This window comes from Pseudomonas sp. 43mfcvi1.1 (genome assembly GCF_900115935.1).
Taxonomy (GTDB): domain Bacteria; phylum Pseudomonadota; class Gammaproteobacteria; order Pseudomonadales; family Pseudomonadaceae; genus Aquipseudomonas; species Aquipseudomonas bijieensis.
This window is the reverse complement of record NZ_UETT01000005.1, coordinates 237,764-253,593: the sequence shown is the minus strand read 5'-3', so window position 1 is coordinate 253,593 and position 15,830 is coordinate 237,764. Positions and strand designations below refer to the sequence as shown.

13 protein-coding genes, 1 pseudogene and 1 riboswitch are annotated in these 15,830 nt (G+C 61.8%); of the genes and pseudogenes, 7 read left to right on the top strand and 7 right to left on the bottom strand.

Going from position 1 to position 15,830, the window contains the following annotated elements:
- Positions 1-183 precede the first annotated feature (183 nt).
- Positions 184-1,866 (bottom strand): fatty acid--CoA ligase, encoded by a 1,683-nt coding sequence (locus DTP52_RS12055; protein WP_109753566.1) that lies wholly within the window; start codon positions 1,864-1,866, stop codon positions 184-186.
- A gap of 270 nt (positions 1,867-2,136) precedes the next feature.
- Here DTP52_RS12055 and DTP52_RS12050 point away from each other — a divergent pair, with 270 nt between their 5' ends.
- The gene (locus DTP52_RS12050; protein ID WP_109753565.1) at positions 2,137-3,051 is read left to right on the top strand and encodes a glycosyltransferase family 2 protein; all 915 of its coding nucleotides are present in this window, start codon (positions 2,137-2,139) and stop codon (positions 3,049-3,051) included.
- Complete coding sequence (locus tag DTP52_RS12045; protein ID WP_109753564.1) at positions 3,048-3,665, top strand: CatB-related O-acetyltransferase; 618 nt, start codon at positions 3,048-3,050, stop codon at positions 3,663-3,665. The genes DTP52_RS12050 and DTP52_RS12045 overlap by 4 nt, the downstream gene beginning before the upstream one ends.
- A gap of 45 nt (positions 3,666-3,710) precedes the next feature.
- Here DTP52_RS12045 and DTP52_RS12040 read toward each other — a convergent pair whose 3' ends face one another.
- Complete coding sequence (locus tag DTP52_RS12040; RefSeq protein ID WP_060739142.1) at positions 3,711-4,340, bottom strand: LysE family translocator; 630 nt, start codon at positions 4,338-4,340, stop codon at positions 3,711-3,713.
- Positions 4,341-4,533: 193 nt separating this feature from the next.
- Here DTP52_RS12040 and DTP52_RS12035 point away from each other — a divergent pair, with 193 nt between their 5' ends.
- From DTP52_RS12035 to DTP52_RS12025, 3 genes are all read left to right on the top strand, one after another.
- Positions 4,534-5,499 (top strand): 2-hydroxyacid dehydrogenase, encoded by a 966-nt coding sequence (locus tag DTP52_RS12035; protein WP_109753563.1) that lies wholly within the window; start codon positions 4,534-4,536, stop codon positions 5,497-5,499.
- A 33-nt stretch (positions 5,500-5,532) separates the two neighbouring features.
- The gene (locus DTP52_RS12030; protein WP_109753562.1) at positions 5,533-6,531 is read left to right on the top strand and encodes a class I SAM-dependent methyltransferase; all 999 of its coding nucleotides are present in this window, start codon (positions 5,533-5,535) and stop codon (positions 6,529-6,531) included.
- A 51-nt stretch (positions 6,532-6,582) separates the two neighbouring features.
- Positions 6,583-6,703: riboswitch (yybP-ykoY riboswitch) on the top strand.
- Between the two features lie 89 nt (positions 6,704-6,792).
- Positions 6,793-7,377: a TMEM165/GDT1 family protein gene (locus tag DTP52_RS12025; protein ID WP_109753561.1), complete on the top strand. Its 585-nt coding sequence runs from the start codon at positions 6,793-6,795 to the stop codon at positions 7,375-7,377.
- A 126-nt stretch (positions 7,378-7,503) separates the two neighbouring features.
- Here the strand turns inward: DTP52_RS12025 and DTP52_RS12020 are convergent, their stop codons facing one another.
- Entirely contained in the window at positions 7,504-8,319 is an 816-nt protein-coding gene (locus DTP52_RS12020; protein ID WP_109753560.1) for a M48 family metallopeptidase, read from the bottom strand.
- Positions 8,320-8,537: 218 nt separating this feature from the next.
- Between DTP52_RS12020 and DTP52_RS31615 the strand changes: the two are divergent.
- A pseudogene (locus tag DTP52_RS31615) lies at positions 8,538-9,818 on the top strand (HAMP domain-containing protein); the annotation flags it as partial.
- 15 nt (positions 9,819-9,833) lie between these two features.
- Positions 9,834-10,676 carry a methyl-accepting chemotaxis protein gene (locus DTP52_RS31610; protein WP_371925589.1) on the top strand — a complete coding sequence of 281 codons (843 nt, stop codon included), beginning with the start codon at positions 9,834-9,836 and terminating at the stop codon, positions 10,674-10,676.
- Positions 10,677-11,277: 601 nt separating this feature from the next.
- Here the strand turns inward: DTP52_RS31610 and hisC are convergent.
- From hisC to murA, 4 genes are all read right to left on the bottom strand, one after another.
- Positions 11,278-12,330, bottom strand: coding sequence for a histidinol-phosphate transaminase (hisC, locus tag DTP52_RS12010; protein WP_109753558.1), 1,053 nt, complete (start codon positions 12,328-12,330; stop codon positions 11,278-11,280).
- A gap of 1 nt (position 12,331) precedes the next feature.
- Entirely contained in the window at positions 12,332-13,669 is a 1,338-nt protein-coding gene (hisD, locus tag DTP52_RS12005; protein ID WP_109753557.1) for a histidinol dehydrogenase, read from the bottom strand.
- Between the two features lie 123 nt (positions 13,670-13,792).
- Entirely contained in the window at positions 13,793-14,428 is a 636-nt protein-coding gene (hisG, locus tag DTP52_RS12000) for an ATP phosphoribosyltransferase (RefSeq protein ID WP_047228656.1), read from the bottom strand.
- 128 nt (positions 14,429-14,556) lie between these two features.
- On the bottom strand, positions 14,557-15,822 hold the full coding sequence (gene murA, locus DTP52_RS11995; RefSeq protein ID WP_041020860.1) for a UDP-N-acetylglucosamine 1-carboxyvinyltransferase: 1,266 nt from the start codon (positions 15,820-15,822) through the stop codon (positions 14,557-14,559).
- Positions 15,823-15,830 lie beyond the last annotated feature (8 nt).

Genomic DNA, 15,830 nt, shown 5'->3' with positions numbered 1-15,830 from the left:
AGCCAGCAGGTAGTACGGCTTGATCCCTCTAAAGTGTGATTTGCAGCCCTCGACCACTCTGGAACAGTCCTTTCGCCAGGCCGACAGATGCCGGCACGGCAAGGATGGCTGAAATTTGCGGTTTGACAAGGCAAGCGCTTGCTTGGTGGGGCTGCCGTGCCCTTTCGGGCACGGCAAAAAGGCCTAAAGCGTGGACAGGAAGGTGCTGTTGTTGCTCTGCCATTCGGTGATGTCGACGCGGATACGCTTCTTGTCGAGCTTGCCGACGCTGGTCTTGGGAATTTCAGTAACAAGGGCGATCTGGCTCGGGATCGCCCACTTGCTCAAATGCCCCAGCTCGACGAACGGCTTGAGATGTTCCTTGAGCTCACGAGCCCCGATCTGATGCCCTTCGCGAATCACCAGCAAGGCAAACGGCCGCTCACCCCACTGCGGATCGGGAATGCCGACCACTGCTACTTCGCGTACCGCCGCGTGACGGCTGATGAGGTCCTCAAGGTCCAGGGAGGAGATCCATTCGCCACCGGTCTTGATCACGTCCTTGATGCGGTCACGGATGTCGATGAAGCCCATGTTGTCCAGCGTGGCGACGTCACCGGTGTGCAGCCAGCCGCCGGCCCAGAGCTCGGCGCCCTTCTGCGGCTCGTTGAAGTAACCCTCGGTGAGCCACGGCGCGCGCAGCACCAGTTCGCCCTGGGTCTCGCCGTCGGCCGGCAGGAAGCGGCCCTCGCTGTCGACGATCGCCGCTTCCACCAATGGCCCCGGCACGCCGGCCTTGATCCGGTAGGTGGTGCGTTCGTCCTCGCTGCCGGCCATCAACTCGTCGTTGAGGTGGGCGCAGGACACCAGCGGGCCGGTTTCCGACATGCCATAGGCGGCGGTGAGCTGGATGCCCCGGGCCTTGGCCGCTTCGTACAGGCTGCGGTTCAGCGCGCTGCCACCGATGACGATTTTCCAGCCGCCGAAATCGGTGTCCTGGGCGCCCTTGGCATTGAGGACCATCTGCAGGATGGTCGGCACGCAATGGGAAAAGGTGACCTTTTCCTTGCGCCACAGTTGGACCAGGAATTCGGGGTCGTAGCGACCCGGGTAGACCTGCTTGAGCCCGAGCATGGTCGCCACGTACGGCAAGCCCCAGGCGTGGACATGGAACATCGGCGTAATGGGCATGTACACGTCGTTGGTGCCCAGCAGCCGCACGCTGTCGATGGAGCCCATGATGGTCGCCACGCCCATGGTGTGCAGCACCAGTTGCCGATGGGTGAAATACACGCCCTTGGGGTTGCCCGTGGTGCCGGTGGTGTAGAACGTGGTGGCGACGGAGTTTTCGTCGAAATCCTGGAAGTCGTAGGTGGGGGCGGCGGCGGCCAGCAGTTGCTCGTATTCACCCACCAGGTTCGGCAGGTCAGCGGTTTTTTCCGGCAGGTCGGTCAGCAGCAGGGTCTTGTCCACCGTGGTCAGGTGCCCGGCAATCGCCTGGTACAAGCCGACGAACTCGCTGTTGACCAGCACGAAGCGGTCCTCGGCGTGGTTCATGGTGTAGACGATCTGCTCCGGTGACAGGCGCACATTGATGGTGTGGATCACCGCGCCGATCATCGGGATCGCGAACATGCACTCCAGGTAGCGATGGCTGTCCCAGTCCATCACCGCCACGGTATCACCGGCCTTGACCCCGGCTTCGGTCAGCACATTGGCCAACCGCGCGACCCGCTCTATCAACGTCGGATAGCTGTAGCGCAACTGGTCACGGTAGATGATCTCGCGGGTTTTCTCGTAACGCGTGCCGGACATCAGCAGCCGCTTGATCAGCAGCGGGTATTGATAGGCGCCTTCGGCTGGAGGAATAACGCGAGTCTGCAACATAAGAGTCCCTTTTCTGACTGCACGGTCTTGGCTGGAAGCAAGCACTCTAGAGCGCTTATACACGGATCAAATCAGCCAAAGGAATGATTTGATTCGCGCGCAAATACTAGCCTTGAGCCATCTTCCCCCCGGGTTTCGCAAGCATTGCGTAACCAAACCTTGTCAGAACGGGATCCAACAGCGAGCATAGGTGTCACGCTTGTTACAAAAGCCTGTGGGGGAAATGCCCTGGCAGGTGCCCAGCATGCCACCACTTTTTGACAGAAAATAATGAACACCGAACCGACCTCTTCCCAGGCCACCGTGCCTCAGGGCGCGCCGCTTGTGTCGATCGTGGCCCCCTGCTACAACGCCGGAAAATACCTGGAAGAAGCGATCCACAGCCTCTTTGCCCAGGATTACCCGAACATTGAGGTCATCGTGGTCGACGACGGCTCCACCGACGACAGCCTCGCCATGCTCCGGCAGTTGCAGCAAACCTACGATTTCCAGCTCTACGCCCAGGAGAACCAGGGCGTGAGCGCGGCGCTCAACCACGGGCTGAAGTATGCCAAGGGCACGTACGTAGCGACCCCGGACCTTGACGACGTGATGTTGCCCCATTCGATCCGGGTCCGCGCCCACTACCTGGACGAACATCCGCAGGTGGGCTGCGTCGGCGCGCTGATCGTCTACATGGACAGCGAAGGCCGGACCATCAAGGAGCAACAGCACGATCACCTCCAGGTACATACCTTCGATGACCTGCTGCGCAACGCCGCCGTCATCGGCGCGCCCACGGCCCTGTACCGTATGAGTGCCCTGCGGGACGCCGGTTTTTATGATCCGCAGCTAAGGGTCCAGGATTTCCAGATCACCCTGCGGATCGCCCACCAGGGTTATGAAATCCATGAACTACCGATCTGCGTCACGCGCTATCGGCGCCACCCCAATAACCTGTCGAGAAAATACCGCTTGATGCTCAAGACGGACCTGCAGGCCATCGAGCCCTATCGGGACCACCCAGGCTACGAGTCGGCCCGCACGGTACTGGTGCACAAAGCACTGAAGTACGCCGTGGTCGAAGACCGTAAAGAAGCCTGGCAACTGTTGCGCAGCATCCCCTGGCGCCACTGGAACAAAACCAGCTTCAAGCGCCTCAGGCGGCTGGTCTTGCGATTGCCGATGACAAGGACCAAATCATGAAGTTCTTGCAGAAATTCAAGGAGCGCAAAGTACGAAAGCACCTCAAGCGCCTGGAAAAACTCGAACGAGCGCCGGAAAAAATCCGCCTGCGCTATCCGAAATACCAGGTTGGGGTGGGTACGTATGGCATTCCCGAGGTGATGGAGTTCGGCGACGACACGGTCCTCAAGGTCGGCTCTTATACGTCGATCGCCGAAGGGGTGAAGATCCTGTTGGGCGGTGGGCATCGCACCGACTGGGTCAGCACGTTTCCATTCCCGCGGATGATCGACGAAGCCCGGGATATTCCTGGTAGCTACTCGACCAAAGGCGACGTGGTGATTGGCAGCGACTGCTGGATCTGCGCTGAAGCGATGATCCTGTCGGGCGTGACCATCGGCCATGGCGCCGTGGTCGCGGCCGGCGCGGTGGTGATACGCGATGTCGAGCCTTACGCCATGGTGGGTGGCAATCCGTGCCGATTCATTCGCTGGCGTTTCGAGGAGCCGGTGCGTCAGGCCCTGCTTGAGTCGGCCTGGTGGGAATGGCCGATGGAAGAGGTCAAGGCGGTGTCGCCACTGCTGTGCAATGACAACATCGACGCCTTCCTGGATTACGTCCGCCAACGGCATTGATCACCCCACATTCGCGTGGTGCGATCAAAGGAAAGACCGAAACGGTCAGTGCGCCTCGGTAAACGCCAGCTTCACTCCAATGGCGACGAGCACCGCGCCCATGGTCCGGTCGAACCAGTGACCCATGCGCGCGAAACCGGCGCGCACCCGTTGCTGGCTGAACAGCAGCGCCACCAGGCAGAACCAGACGGCCGTGGCGACCGCCAGGTACACGCCGTAACCGGCCTGGATCGCCAATGGCGTATGGGGGTTGATCACCACAGTGAACAGCGACAGGAAAAACAGCGTCGCCTTGGGATTCAGGCCATTGGTGACGAAGCCCGAAATGAACGCGCCACGGGCGGTCCGTTCACCGACTTCCTTGTGCAGGTTTTCCTCGGCCGGCTTGGCCGGTTGCGCCCGCAGTGCCTTGAAGCCGATGTACAGCAGGTACGCGGCGGCGGCCCACTTCAGCGCGTTGAACAGCACGATCGATTGCGACACGATCAGGCCGATGCCCAGCAACGAATAGCCCACATGCAGGAAAATCGCCGTGCCGACGCCCAGCGCCGTCCAGGTGCCGGCGCGCCGGCCATGGGTCACGCTTTCACGTACCACCACGGCAAAATCCGGCCCGGGGCTGGCAACGGCGAGCAGGTGGATCAGGGCGACGGTGAGGAATTCGGTGAGGTACATGGTGGCGCTCCTTGGCTAGCTCGAATCTCAAAACAAACATCATTGTGTAGCAAATGAATCTGTGGCGAGGGGATTTATCCCCTCGCCACAAAGTTCTTCATAGGCCCCAACATTCGGGCCAAGCCATGGCTGTAACGCATCTGATAGGCTCGCCACATTACGCCTTCGATTCTTGAGATAAAAGGTACAGCTGATGACGAACACCGCCCGCGCCGTTTTCCTCGACCACCCTTCCCTGGACCTCGGCGACCTGGACCTGGGCCCGCTGCGCAGTTGCTTCAGCGACCTGCAACTGTTCGCCCGGACCACGCCGGATCAGGTCATCGAGCGGCTCAAGGGCGCCACGGTGGCGATCACCAACAAGATCGTGATCGATGCCCAGGCCATGGCGGCCAGCCCCGAACTGAAGCTGATCCTGATCAGTGCCACTGGCACCAATAACGTCGACTTGGAAGCCGCCCGCCGCCACGGCATCACGGTGTGCAATTGCCAGGGCTACGGCACACCGTCGGTGGCCCAGCATACGATCATGCTGTTGCTGAACCTGGCGACGCGCCTGGCCGATTATCAAAAAGCGGTGGGCGAAGGTCGCTGGCAGCAGGCTTCGCAGTTCTGCCTGCTGGACTATCCGATTGTCGAACTGGAAGGCAAGACCCTGGGTCTGCTGGGCCATGGCGAACTGGGCAGCGCCGTCGGGCGGCTGGCCGAAGCCTTTGGCATGCGCGTGTTGCTGGGGCAGATCCCCGGGCGCCCGCCTCGCCCCGACCGCTTGCCGCTGGAGCAGTTGTTGCCGCAAATCGATGCCCTGACCCTGCACTGCCCGCTCAACGAACACACCCGGAACTTCATCGGCGCCCGCGAGCTGGCGCAGCTCAAGCCGGGTGCGTTCGTGGTCAATACCGCCCGCGGTGGTCTGATCGACGAACAGGCCTTGGCCGAGGCGCTGCGCAGCGGTCACTTGGGCGGCGCCGCCACCGACGTGCTCAGCGTGGAGCCACCGGTCCAAGGCAACCCGCTGCTGGCCAGCGATATTCCTCGGTTGATCGTCACACCGCACAACGCCTGGGGCAGCCGCGAGGCGCGGCAAAGGATCGTCGGCCAAATGAGCGAAAACGCCCAGGGCTTTTTCAGCGGTACAGCGCGGCGTGTCGTCAGTTGATAAACTGCCGCACTTTTTTTCAAGGAGCAGACCATGGATCCGCGCAGTGAAGTACTGCTTCGTCAGGCCGAGTTATTCCAGGGCTCGGTGTTGTTGGCCGGCCTGCCCGCCGACGACCTGCTCGGCCGTTTGCCAGAGGCCCATGGCTGGTGCTGGCATGCCGGCGATCAGGCAGCGCTGGACACTCGTTTCCCCGGGCGCAGCCACTTTGGCGTGAACGTCCCCGAGCTGGGGTTCGACACCGCCGTGGTGTTCCTGCCCAAGGCCAAGGACCTCACCGACTACCTCCTCAATGCCGTGGCCGCGCGCCTGGCCGGGCGCGAGGTGTACCTGGTGGGGGAAAAGCGCAGCGGCATCGAAGGTGCGTCCAAGCAGCTCAACCCGTTCGGCAAGCCACGCAAGCTCGACAGCGCCCGGCACTGCCAACTGTGGCAAGTCACGGTCGCCAACGCGCCCGAGGCCAAGCCTCTGGAAAGCCTGGCCCAGACCTACGAGCTGCCCCTGGCCGAAGGCCCGTTGAAGGTCATCAGCCTGCCGGGGGTGTTCAGCCACGGTCGCCTGGATCGCGGCAGTGCGCTGCTGCTGGAACATCTGGATAAACTGCCCAGCGGGCATTTGCTCGACTTCGGTTGCGGTGCCGGGGTACTGGGGGCGGCGGTCAAGCGTCGCTATCCACACAACACCGTCACCCTATTGGACGTGGACGCGTTCGCCGCCGCCAGCAGTCGCCTGACCCTGGCCGCCAATGGCCTGGAAGCCGAGGTGCTGACCGGTGACGGCATCGACGCCGCTCCCATGGGCTTGAGCGCGATCCTGAGCAATCCACCGTTCCATGTCGGCGTGCACACCGATTACCACGCCACGGAAAACCTGCTACGAAAAGCAGCCAAACATCTGAAAAATGGCGGCGAACTTCGGTTGGTGGCGAACAATTTCCTCAAGTACCAGCCGTTGATCGAAGAGCATCTGGGCGTGTGTGCGATCAAGGCCGAAGGCCAAGGCTTTCGCATCTACCGGGCCAAGCGCGGCTGAAGCATTTTTAAGAAACAGCACTTGCCCAATCGGATTTGCCTAGGCAGAATCCGCTCCGTCCTAGGGGAGTAGTCTCCCGCGAGCGCCATGCTCGCCCGGCATACGTCAACATACTTGGTCAGCAGACCATGGCGTATGCGGCCCAAGCGTCCACGCAGATGGTCGCTGGGTTTGACAAGACCTATGACACGCACACCTTACCCGGGGCGGGAAGGCTGTACGTGTCATAGCCGTGTCGACCCGCCCCTTTAGGAACTCCTGATGCTGGACTCACTCCTCGTACCTACCGCTATCGTTGCGTTGGCCGAAATCGGCGACAAGACGCAATTGCTCGCGCTCATCCTGGCGGCTCGCTTTCGCAAACCCTGGCCAATCATCGCCGGCATCGTTGCCGCGACACTCGCCAACCATGCGGCAGCCGGCGCGGTCGGCGCCTGGGTCAGCGGTTTTTTCTCCGACGCGGTCTTGCACTGGATACTGGCAGCAAGCTTCACGGCCACGGCACTGTGGACCCTGGTCCCCGACAAGCTGGACGATGAAGAAACGAACACGGCCCGTAAGTTCGGACCGTTCCTGACCACGCTGATTGCGTTCTTCCTGGCGGAAATCGGCGACAAGACGCAGATCGCCACGGTGATGCTCGCTGCGCAATACCCGGAGTTGTGGCTGGTGATCATCGGTACCACGGTGGGCATGTTGATCGCCAACGTGCCGGTGGTCCTGGCCGGCAACTTCGCCGCCGAGAAACTACCCCTTACCTTGATCCGCCGCCTGGCCGCCTCGGCATTCTTCGTCCTGGCGATCGTGGCGGTGTACAAGGCGATGCAGAGTAGTGGGTGGGTTTGACCCTGTGTCACACCTTGGGCTGAGGATAACTGTGGGAGCATAGCTTGCTCGCGATAAACGATGACGCGGTCTGATTGACGTCTGCGTCACCCCTGTCGCGAGCAAGCTTTGCTCCCACAACAATGCTTACTTCTTGGCCTGCTGATACAGCGGCATCACCTTCGGAATCGCCGCCTGCAACGAAGCGATACGGCTGCTCGACGAAGGGTGGGTACTCATGAACTCCGGCGGCGCGCCTTCCGAGGCCTTGGCCATCTTGTTCCACAAGGTGATCGCGGCGTTCGGGTCGTAGCCGGCGCGGGCAGCCAGTTCGAGGCCGATCAGGTCGGCTTCGTTCTCGTTGCCACGGCTGTTGGGCAAGGTCATACCGTAGTTGGCGACGGTGTCGGCCAACGCCAGGCTGTCCTGGCCCAGGCCGAACAAGGCGCCAGCGCCCTGCTTGGCCATCTCGATGCCATAGGCCTTGGACATCGCTTCGCGCCCGTGCTCGCGCAGGGCGTGGGCGATTTCGTGGCCCATGATCGCGGCAATCTCAGCGTCGGTCAGCTTCAACTGGTCGATCAGGCCGGTGTAGAACATGATCTTGCCGCCAGGGCCGCAATTGGCGTTGAGTTCATCGCTCTTGATCAGGTTCACTTCCCAATTCCACTGCGCCGAATCCGGGCGGAACACCGGTGCCTGGGCAATCAAGCGGTCGGCAATGACCTGGATGCGCTTGGCATCGTTGCTGGTCTTGTCCAGCGCGCCCTGGGCGCTCGCCTCACCCATCGTCTTTTGGTAGGACTGGGCGTACATCTGGTTGACCTGCTCGGTCGACAGCATGCTGAACATATACTGCTTGCGCTCCACGCCCACGGCTCCGCCGCTGGTGGTATTGACCGACTGGCAACCGGCGAGCAGCAGAGCCGCGCTCAGAGCACTCACCATCAATGTCTTGTTCATGTAAAAGAAGCTCCCTGGAAACGTGGGCGTATCCTAGGCCTTGATTTGTATCGGCGCCAGATACACAACGAGCGATTACAGATTTTTCGGACAGGGCCTACCCAGTTCATTTGCGACACCCACGCAGCTAAAACAGTCAACCGACGAACAGCGCCTCATGCCGCGCCACAGAAACGCCGATAAAGACTCCAGACGTCATTTCCGCGTCCGGAGCCTTTATGAAATTCAGATCGATCCAGTTTTCCGTGGCCGCCCTGGCCGGTGCCATCGTGCTCAGCGTGGTCGGCGCCCTTGTGCTGTACGCACTGTTTGCCGGCGCCCGCACCCAAGAGATGGTGCAACAGCGAACCACGGCGCAGTTCGAACAACTCATCGAACAACGCCTCAGTGCCTTGGCGCGCACCCAGGCCAGCCTGATCCAGCGGGAACTGGAAGCGCCGCTGTTGCTCGCCCGTGGCCTGGCCACCAGCAACGCCTTGATGGGCATGAACGGCGCGGACGGCAACCCGCAATTGAAGGTGCCCCGCGAGCAAATGATCAGCCTGTTGCGCGAAACCGTGGTACGTAACCCGAAGATCCTCGGCGCCTACATCGCCTGGGAGCCGAATGCCATCGACCACGATGACGCCAATTATGTGAACAGTCAGGTGTTGGGCATGGAAACCAACGGGCGTTTCCTGCCGTGGTGGTTTCGTAACCAGGACGGCTCCCTGGGCCTGGAAAAACTCGCCGACGTGACCGACCAGAAACTGCTCTCCACCGGCATCCGCGCCAGTGAGTACTACCTGTGCTCCCAGGACAGCAAGAAAGCCTGCGTGATCGACCCGGCGCCCTATCGCGTTGGCAACACGATGACCATGCTCGCCTCGTTCATCGAACCGATCATGATCGATGGCAAGTTCCAGGGCATCGTCGGTGCCGACCTGTCGGTGAACTTCATCCAGGACATGCTCGTGGCCGCCGACGGCAAGCTGTACGACGGCGCCGGGGAAATGGCCTTGCTCTCGAGCAACAACCGGCTGGTGGCCTTCACCAAGGACCCGAGCAAACTCGGGGAAAAGGCCAGCGACCTGCTGGATGCCAGTGAACTGGATAACCTCGCCAAGCTTGGCATTGGCGAGGTGCGCTATGACATCGACGAAGAACACGGGCATATCGAGGTGTACATGCCGTTCGGCATCGGCGAGACCAACGCCCGCTGGACGTTGATGCTGCAACTGCCGCTGAATGCGGTCATGGCCGACCTGCAAGCCCTGCAAAAAGACCTCGACCATCAGCGCCAGGCCGATATCTTCGGCATGGCGATGGTGGGCCTGGTGATTGCCGGCATCGGTCTGCTGGTGATCTGGCTGGTGGGCCACGGCATTGCCCGGCCACTCAAGCAAATGGTGGCGATGCTCGATGACATCGCCCAGGGCGAAGGCGACCTGACCCGGCGCCTGGTCAGCGACCGCGCCGATGAACTGGGAGCGATCGCCAGGGGCTTCAACACGTTCCTGAGCAAATTGCAGGGCATGATCACCCAGGTGGTGACTTCGGTGCAGAGCGTCAGCGACTCATCGGAGCACACGGCCGATATCGCGATCCGCACCAACCAGGGCGTGCACAAGCAGATGTCTGAGATCGATCAGGTCGCCACTGCCGTGCACGAAATGACCACTACCGCCCAGGACGTGGCCCGCAACGCGACCCAAGCCGCCCAGGCCGCCAGTCATGCAGACCAGGCCGCCAGCCAGGGCATGCAGATCGTGCGGGACACCTCCACTTCCATCGGTGCCCTGGCCGTGGAAATCGGTAAGGCAGTGGGTGTGGTGCAGACCCTGGCCAAGGACAGCGAGAACATCAACGCGATCCTCACCGCCATCCGTGGGATCGCCGAGCAGACCAACCTGCTGGCCCTCAACGCCGCCATCGAAGCCGCACGGGCCGGTGAACAGGGCCGTGGCTTCGCGGTGGTCGCCGATGAAGTGCGCAACCTGGCACAGAAGACGCAGCAGGCGACCGAAGAAATCCAGGCGATGATCCAACAGTTGCAACAAGGCACCCGGGACGTGGTGCGCGTGATGGAAGATAGCCAGCACCGTACCGATGAAAGCGTGCAGCATGCGGCGAAAGCGGCCCAGGCCCTGGAAACGATCACCCAGGCCGTGTCGGTGATCAACGACATGAACACCCAGATCGCCAGCGCCGCCGAAGAACAAAGCGCCGTCGCCGATGATATCAACCGCAACGTGATCAACATCGGGCAAGTGGCGAACGAAGTGGCCAGCGGTGCCGACGAGTCCAGCGCGGCCAGCGCCGGGCTGACCAAACTGGCAGAGCAGCAGCGGCGGTTGATCAATCAGTTCAGGGTCTGATCCAAAGGCCTCATCGCGAGCAGGCTCGCTCCCACAGGGGATTTGCGGTGGAATTCCAACCTTGCTACCCCCCCAAAAAACTGTGGGAGCAAAGCTTGCTCGCGATAGCGTCAGGTCAGCCGACATTGAGGTGACTGACACACCGCCTTCGCGAGCAAGCCCGCTCCCACAGGGGATTTGCGGTGGAATGTCGACCTTGCGAACACCCCAAAACAACTGTGGGAGCAAAGCTTGCTCGCGATAGCGTCAGGTCAGCCGACATTGAGGTGACTGACACACCGCCTTCGCGAGCAAGCCCGCTCCCACAGGGGGATTGGCGGTGGAATGCCGATCTTGTGAACACCCCAAAACAACTGTGGGAGCGAGCCCGCTCGCGATAGCGTCAGGTCAGCCACATAGAGACTGACTGATAAACCGCCTTCGCGAGCAAGCCCGCTCCCACAGAGGATTTGCGGTGGAATTCCGACCTTGCTAACACCCAAAAAACTGTGGGAGCAAAGCTTGCTCGCGATAGCGTCAGATCAGCCAACATTGAGGTGACTGACACACTATCGCGAGCAAGCTTTGCTCCCACAGACTCCCACAGGTTCAATGCAGGACTCTAGAGTTCGCCGAGGGCTTCGATCAGGGCCTGGTTCTGCTCCGGTGTGCCGATGCTGATCCGCAGGAACTGGGCAATCCGCTCCTGCTTGAAGTGCCGCACGATCACGCCCTGCTCCCGCAGTTTCGCCGCCAACCCTGCCGCATCGTGCCCAGGGTGGCGGGCGAAGATGAAGTTGGCCGCCGAGGGCAGCACTTCAAAACCCTTGGCTTGCAGTTGCGCCACGACCCATTCACGGTGCTCGATGACCAACTGGCAGGTCCGCTCGAAATACTCACGATCATCGAACGCCGCCGCGCCGCCGACATTCGCCAGGCGATCCAGCGGGTAGGAGTTGAAGCTGTTCTTGATCCGCTCCAGCGCTTCGATCAGGTCCGGATGCCCCACCGCCAGGCCCACTCGCAGCCCCGCCAGGGAGCGGGACTTGGACAAGGTCTGGGTCACCAGCAGGTTCGGATAACGGTCCACCAGGCTGATGGCCGTTTCGCCGCCGAAGTCGATATAGGCCTCGTCGACCACCACCACCGAATCCGGGCTGGCCTTGAGGATTTGCTCGACCGCTTCCAGCGCCAGCAGGCAGCCGGTCGGCGCGTTCGGGTTGGGGAAGATGATCCCGCCGTTGGGCTTGGCGTAGTCGGCCGGGTCGATCTGGAATTGCTCATCCAGCGGCACCGCATCGAACTTGATGCCGTACAGCCCGCAATACACCGGATAGAAGCTGTAGCTGATGTCCGGGAACAACAGCGGCTGGTCGTGCTGTAACAGGCCGTGAAAGATGTGCGCCAGCACTTCATCCGAGCCGTTGCCCAGGAACACCTGGTTGCTCTGCACCCCGTAATACCGGGCCACGGCGTTTTTCAGCAGGTCGCTGTTGGGATCCGGATACAGGCGCAGGTTGTCGTTCAGCTCGGTCTGCATCGCCGCCAAGGCCTTGGGCGATGGGCCGTAGGGGTTCTCGTTGGTGTTGAGCTTGACCAGGCGAGTCAGCTTCGGCTGTTCACCCGGTACGTAAGGCACCAGGTTCTTGACGAACGGGCTCCAGAATTTACTCATTTCAGTTCCCCTGCCCGTCAATGGTGTTCTCATCAAGAATGCGGTACTCGGCGCTGCGGGCGTGGGCACTCAGCGATTCGCCACGGGCTAGCACCGAAGCGGTCTTGCCCAGTTCGGACGCGCCCTGTTCGGAACAGAAGATGATCGACGAACGCTTCTGGAAGTCATACACCCCCAGCGGCGACGAGAAGCGCGCGGTGCCGGACGTCGGCAATACGTGGTTGGGACCTGCGCAGTAGTCGCCCAGGGCTTCGCTCGTGTGGCGGCCCATGAAGATCGCACCGGCGTGGCGGATCTGCGGCAGCCAGGCCTGCGGGTCGGCGACCGACAGCTCCAGGTGTTCCGGCGCGATGCGGTTGGCGACCTCGATGGCCTGCGCCATGTCATCGACCTTGATCAGCGCACCACGGCCATTGATCGAGGTGTTGATGATTTCGGCACGGTCCATGGTCGGCAGCAACTTATCGATACTGGCAGCCACCTTGTCGAGGAACTCGGCGTCCGGGCTGACCAGGATCGCCTGGGCGTCTTCGTCGTGCTCGGCCTGGGAAAACAGGTCCATGGCGATCCAGTCCGGGTCGGTCTGGCCGTCGCATACGACGAGAATTTCCGAAGGCCCGGCGATCATGTCGATGCCGACCTGGCCAAACACGTGACGCTTGGCGGTGGCGACATAGATATTGCCCGGCCCGACCACCTTGTCGACCCGTGGCACGCTTTCGGTGCCATAGGCCAGCGCAGCCACGGCCTGGGCGCCGCCGATGGTGAACACCCGGTCCACGCCAGCGATGCAAGCGGCGGCCAGCACCAGCTCGTTGATTTCACCGCGCGGGGTCGGGACGACCATGACCACTTCGGTCACGCCGGCAACCTTGGCCGGGATGGCGTTCATCAACACCGAGGACGGGTAGGACGCCTTGCCACCCGGCACGTACAGGCCGGCGCGGTCCAGCGGCGTGACCTTCTGGCCCAGCACCGTGCCGTCGGCTTCGGTGTAGCTCCAGGAGTCCTGTTTCTGCCTCTCGTGGTAGTCGCGCACCCGCGATGCGGCTTTTTCCAGGGCTTCGCGCTGGGGCACGGTGATCCGGGTCAGGGCCAGTTCCAGGCGCTCGCGCGGCAGGATCAGGTCGGCCATGGACGCCACTTGCAGGCCATCGAATTTCTGGGTGAATTCCACCAAAGCGGCATCGCCACGCTCGCGCACGGCCTTGATGATGTCCAGCACCCGCTGATTGACCGAGTCGTCAGACACACTTTCCCAGCTCAGCAGATGATCCAGATGATGTGCGAAATCCGGGTCGGCAGCGTTGAGTCGGCGAATCGAAGTGGGAGCGGTCATAGCGAGGGCCTCATTAATGGCAAATGCTCAGGCGCCCTAAGCTACCAGTCCATTCGCGTGGGCACCTGAGAAAATTGGCTATGACACGGATAGACGGGCGCGACTCAAGGTCGCGCAGGTGAATCAGCCGCGGTGTCGCGATTCCACTGCCTTGCGCAGGGTATCGATCAGAGCCTGGATACGGGCATGCTGCATTTTCATCGAAGCCTTGTTGACGATCAGCCGGGAGGTGATGTCAGCGATGAAATCCTGGGGTTCCAGACCGTTGGCCCGCAGGGTGTTACCGGTGTCGACCACGTCGATGATCTTGTCCGCCAGGCCGATCAGCGGCGCCAGCTCCATCGAACCGTACAACTTGATGATATCGACCTGGCGGCCCTGCTCGGCGTAGTAACGCTTGGCAATGTTGACGAACTTGGTCGCCACGCGCAAACGCCCCTTGGGCTCCGGCGCGCCGACTTTACCGGCGGTCATCAGCTTGCAACGGGCGATCCGCAGATCCAGGGGCTCGTACAGGCCCTGGCCGCCGTATTCCATCAACACGTCCTTGCCGGCAACGCCCAGGTCGGCGGCGCCATGTTCCACGTAGGTCGGCACATCGGTGGCACGCACGATCAGCAAGCGCACATCGGCCTGGGTCGTGGGGATGATCAGCTTGCGGCTCTTGTCCGGATTCTCGGTCGGCACGATGCCCGCTTCAGCCAGAAGCGGCAGGGTGTCGTCAAGGATGCGGCCCTTGGACAGTGCGATGGTCAACATGGGAAACGTCAGTCCTTATCAAGGTACTCATGCCCGGTCGCAAGCGGCGCCGGACACACATCGAGGGTGCAAACACCCTCGATTTGAAACTATTCAACAGGCACATCCTTGTGCCCATGCAGCCGGGACTAGCCCGGTACGCGGCGGATCTTGGCGCCGAGCATCTGCAGTTTTTCTTCGATGCACTCGTAACCACGGTCGATGTGGTAGATGCGGTCGATCAGGGTATCGCCTTCGGCAATCAGGGCCGAGATGACCAGGCTGGCCGAGGCCCGAAGGTCGGTGGCCATGACGGGCGCGCCCTTGAGCTTCTCGGTACCGGTAACGATGGCAGTGTTGCCTTCGACCTGGATCTTGGCACCCATGCGATGCAGTTCGTAGACGTGCATGAAGCGGTTTTCGAAGATCGTCTCGATCACTGCGCCCGTGCCTTCGGCAATGGCGTTGAGGGAGATGAACTGCGCCTGCATGTCGGTCGGGAACGCCGGGTACGGAGCGGTCCGCACGTTGACGGCTTTTGGCCGCTTGCCGTGCATGTTCACTTCGATCCAGTCTTCACCGCAGGTGACTTCGGCACCGGCTTCCTTGAGTTTTTCCAGGACGGCTTCGAGGATGGTCGGATCGGTGTCCTTGACCTTGACGCGGCCACCGGTGACGGCGGCGGCTACCAGGTAGGTACCGGTTTCGATCCGGTCGGGCATCACTTTGTAGGTGGCCGAATGCAGGCGCTCGACGCCATCGATGGTGATGGTGTCGGTGCCGGCACCGCTGATCTTGGCGCCCATGGCGATCAGGAAGTTCGCCAGGTCGACCACTTCAGGCTCGCGGGCGGCGTTTTGAAGTACGCTGCGGCCCTTGGCCAGTGCGGCGGCCATCATGATGTTCTCGGTACCGGTCACGCTGACGGTATCGAAGAAGAAGTGCGCGCCGCGCAAGCCGCCTTCCGGCGCCTTGGCCTTGATGTAGCCGCCTTCGACGTCAATCACCGCGCCCATGGCTTCAAGGCCGCGAATGTGCAGGTCCACCGGACGCGAGCCAATGGCGCAACCGCCAGGCAAGGCGACTTCGGCTTCACCGAAACGGGCGACCATCGGGCCCAATACCAGGATCGACGCACGCATGGTTTTCACCAGTTCGTACGGGGCGACCAGGGTCTTGATGGTGCGCGGGTCGATCTCGACGCTGAGCTTCTCGTCGATCACCGGCTCGATGCCCATGCGGCCGAACAGCTCGATCATCGTGGTGATGTCGTGCAGGTGCGGCAGGTTGGCCACGGTCACCGGGCCATCGCACAGCAAGGTTGCGGCGAGGATCGGCAGGGCGGAGTTCTTTGCCCCGGAAATACGGATTTCGCCATCAAGACGAACGCCGCCGGTAATAATCAGTTTATCCATAAGAATCT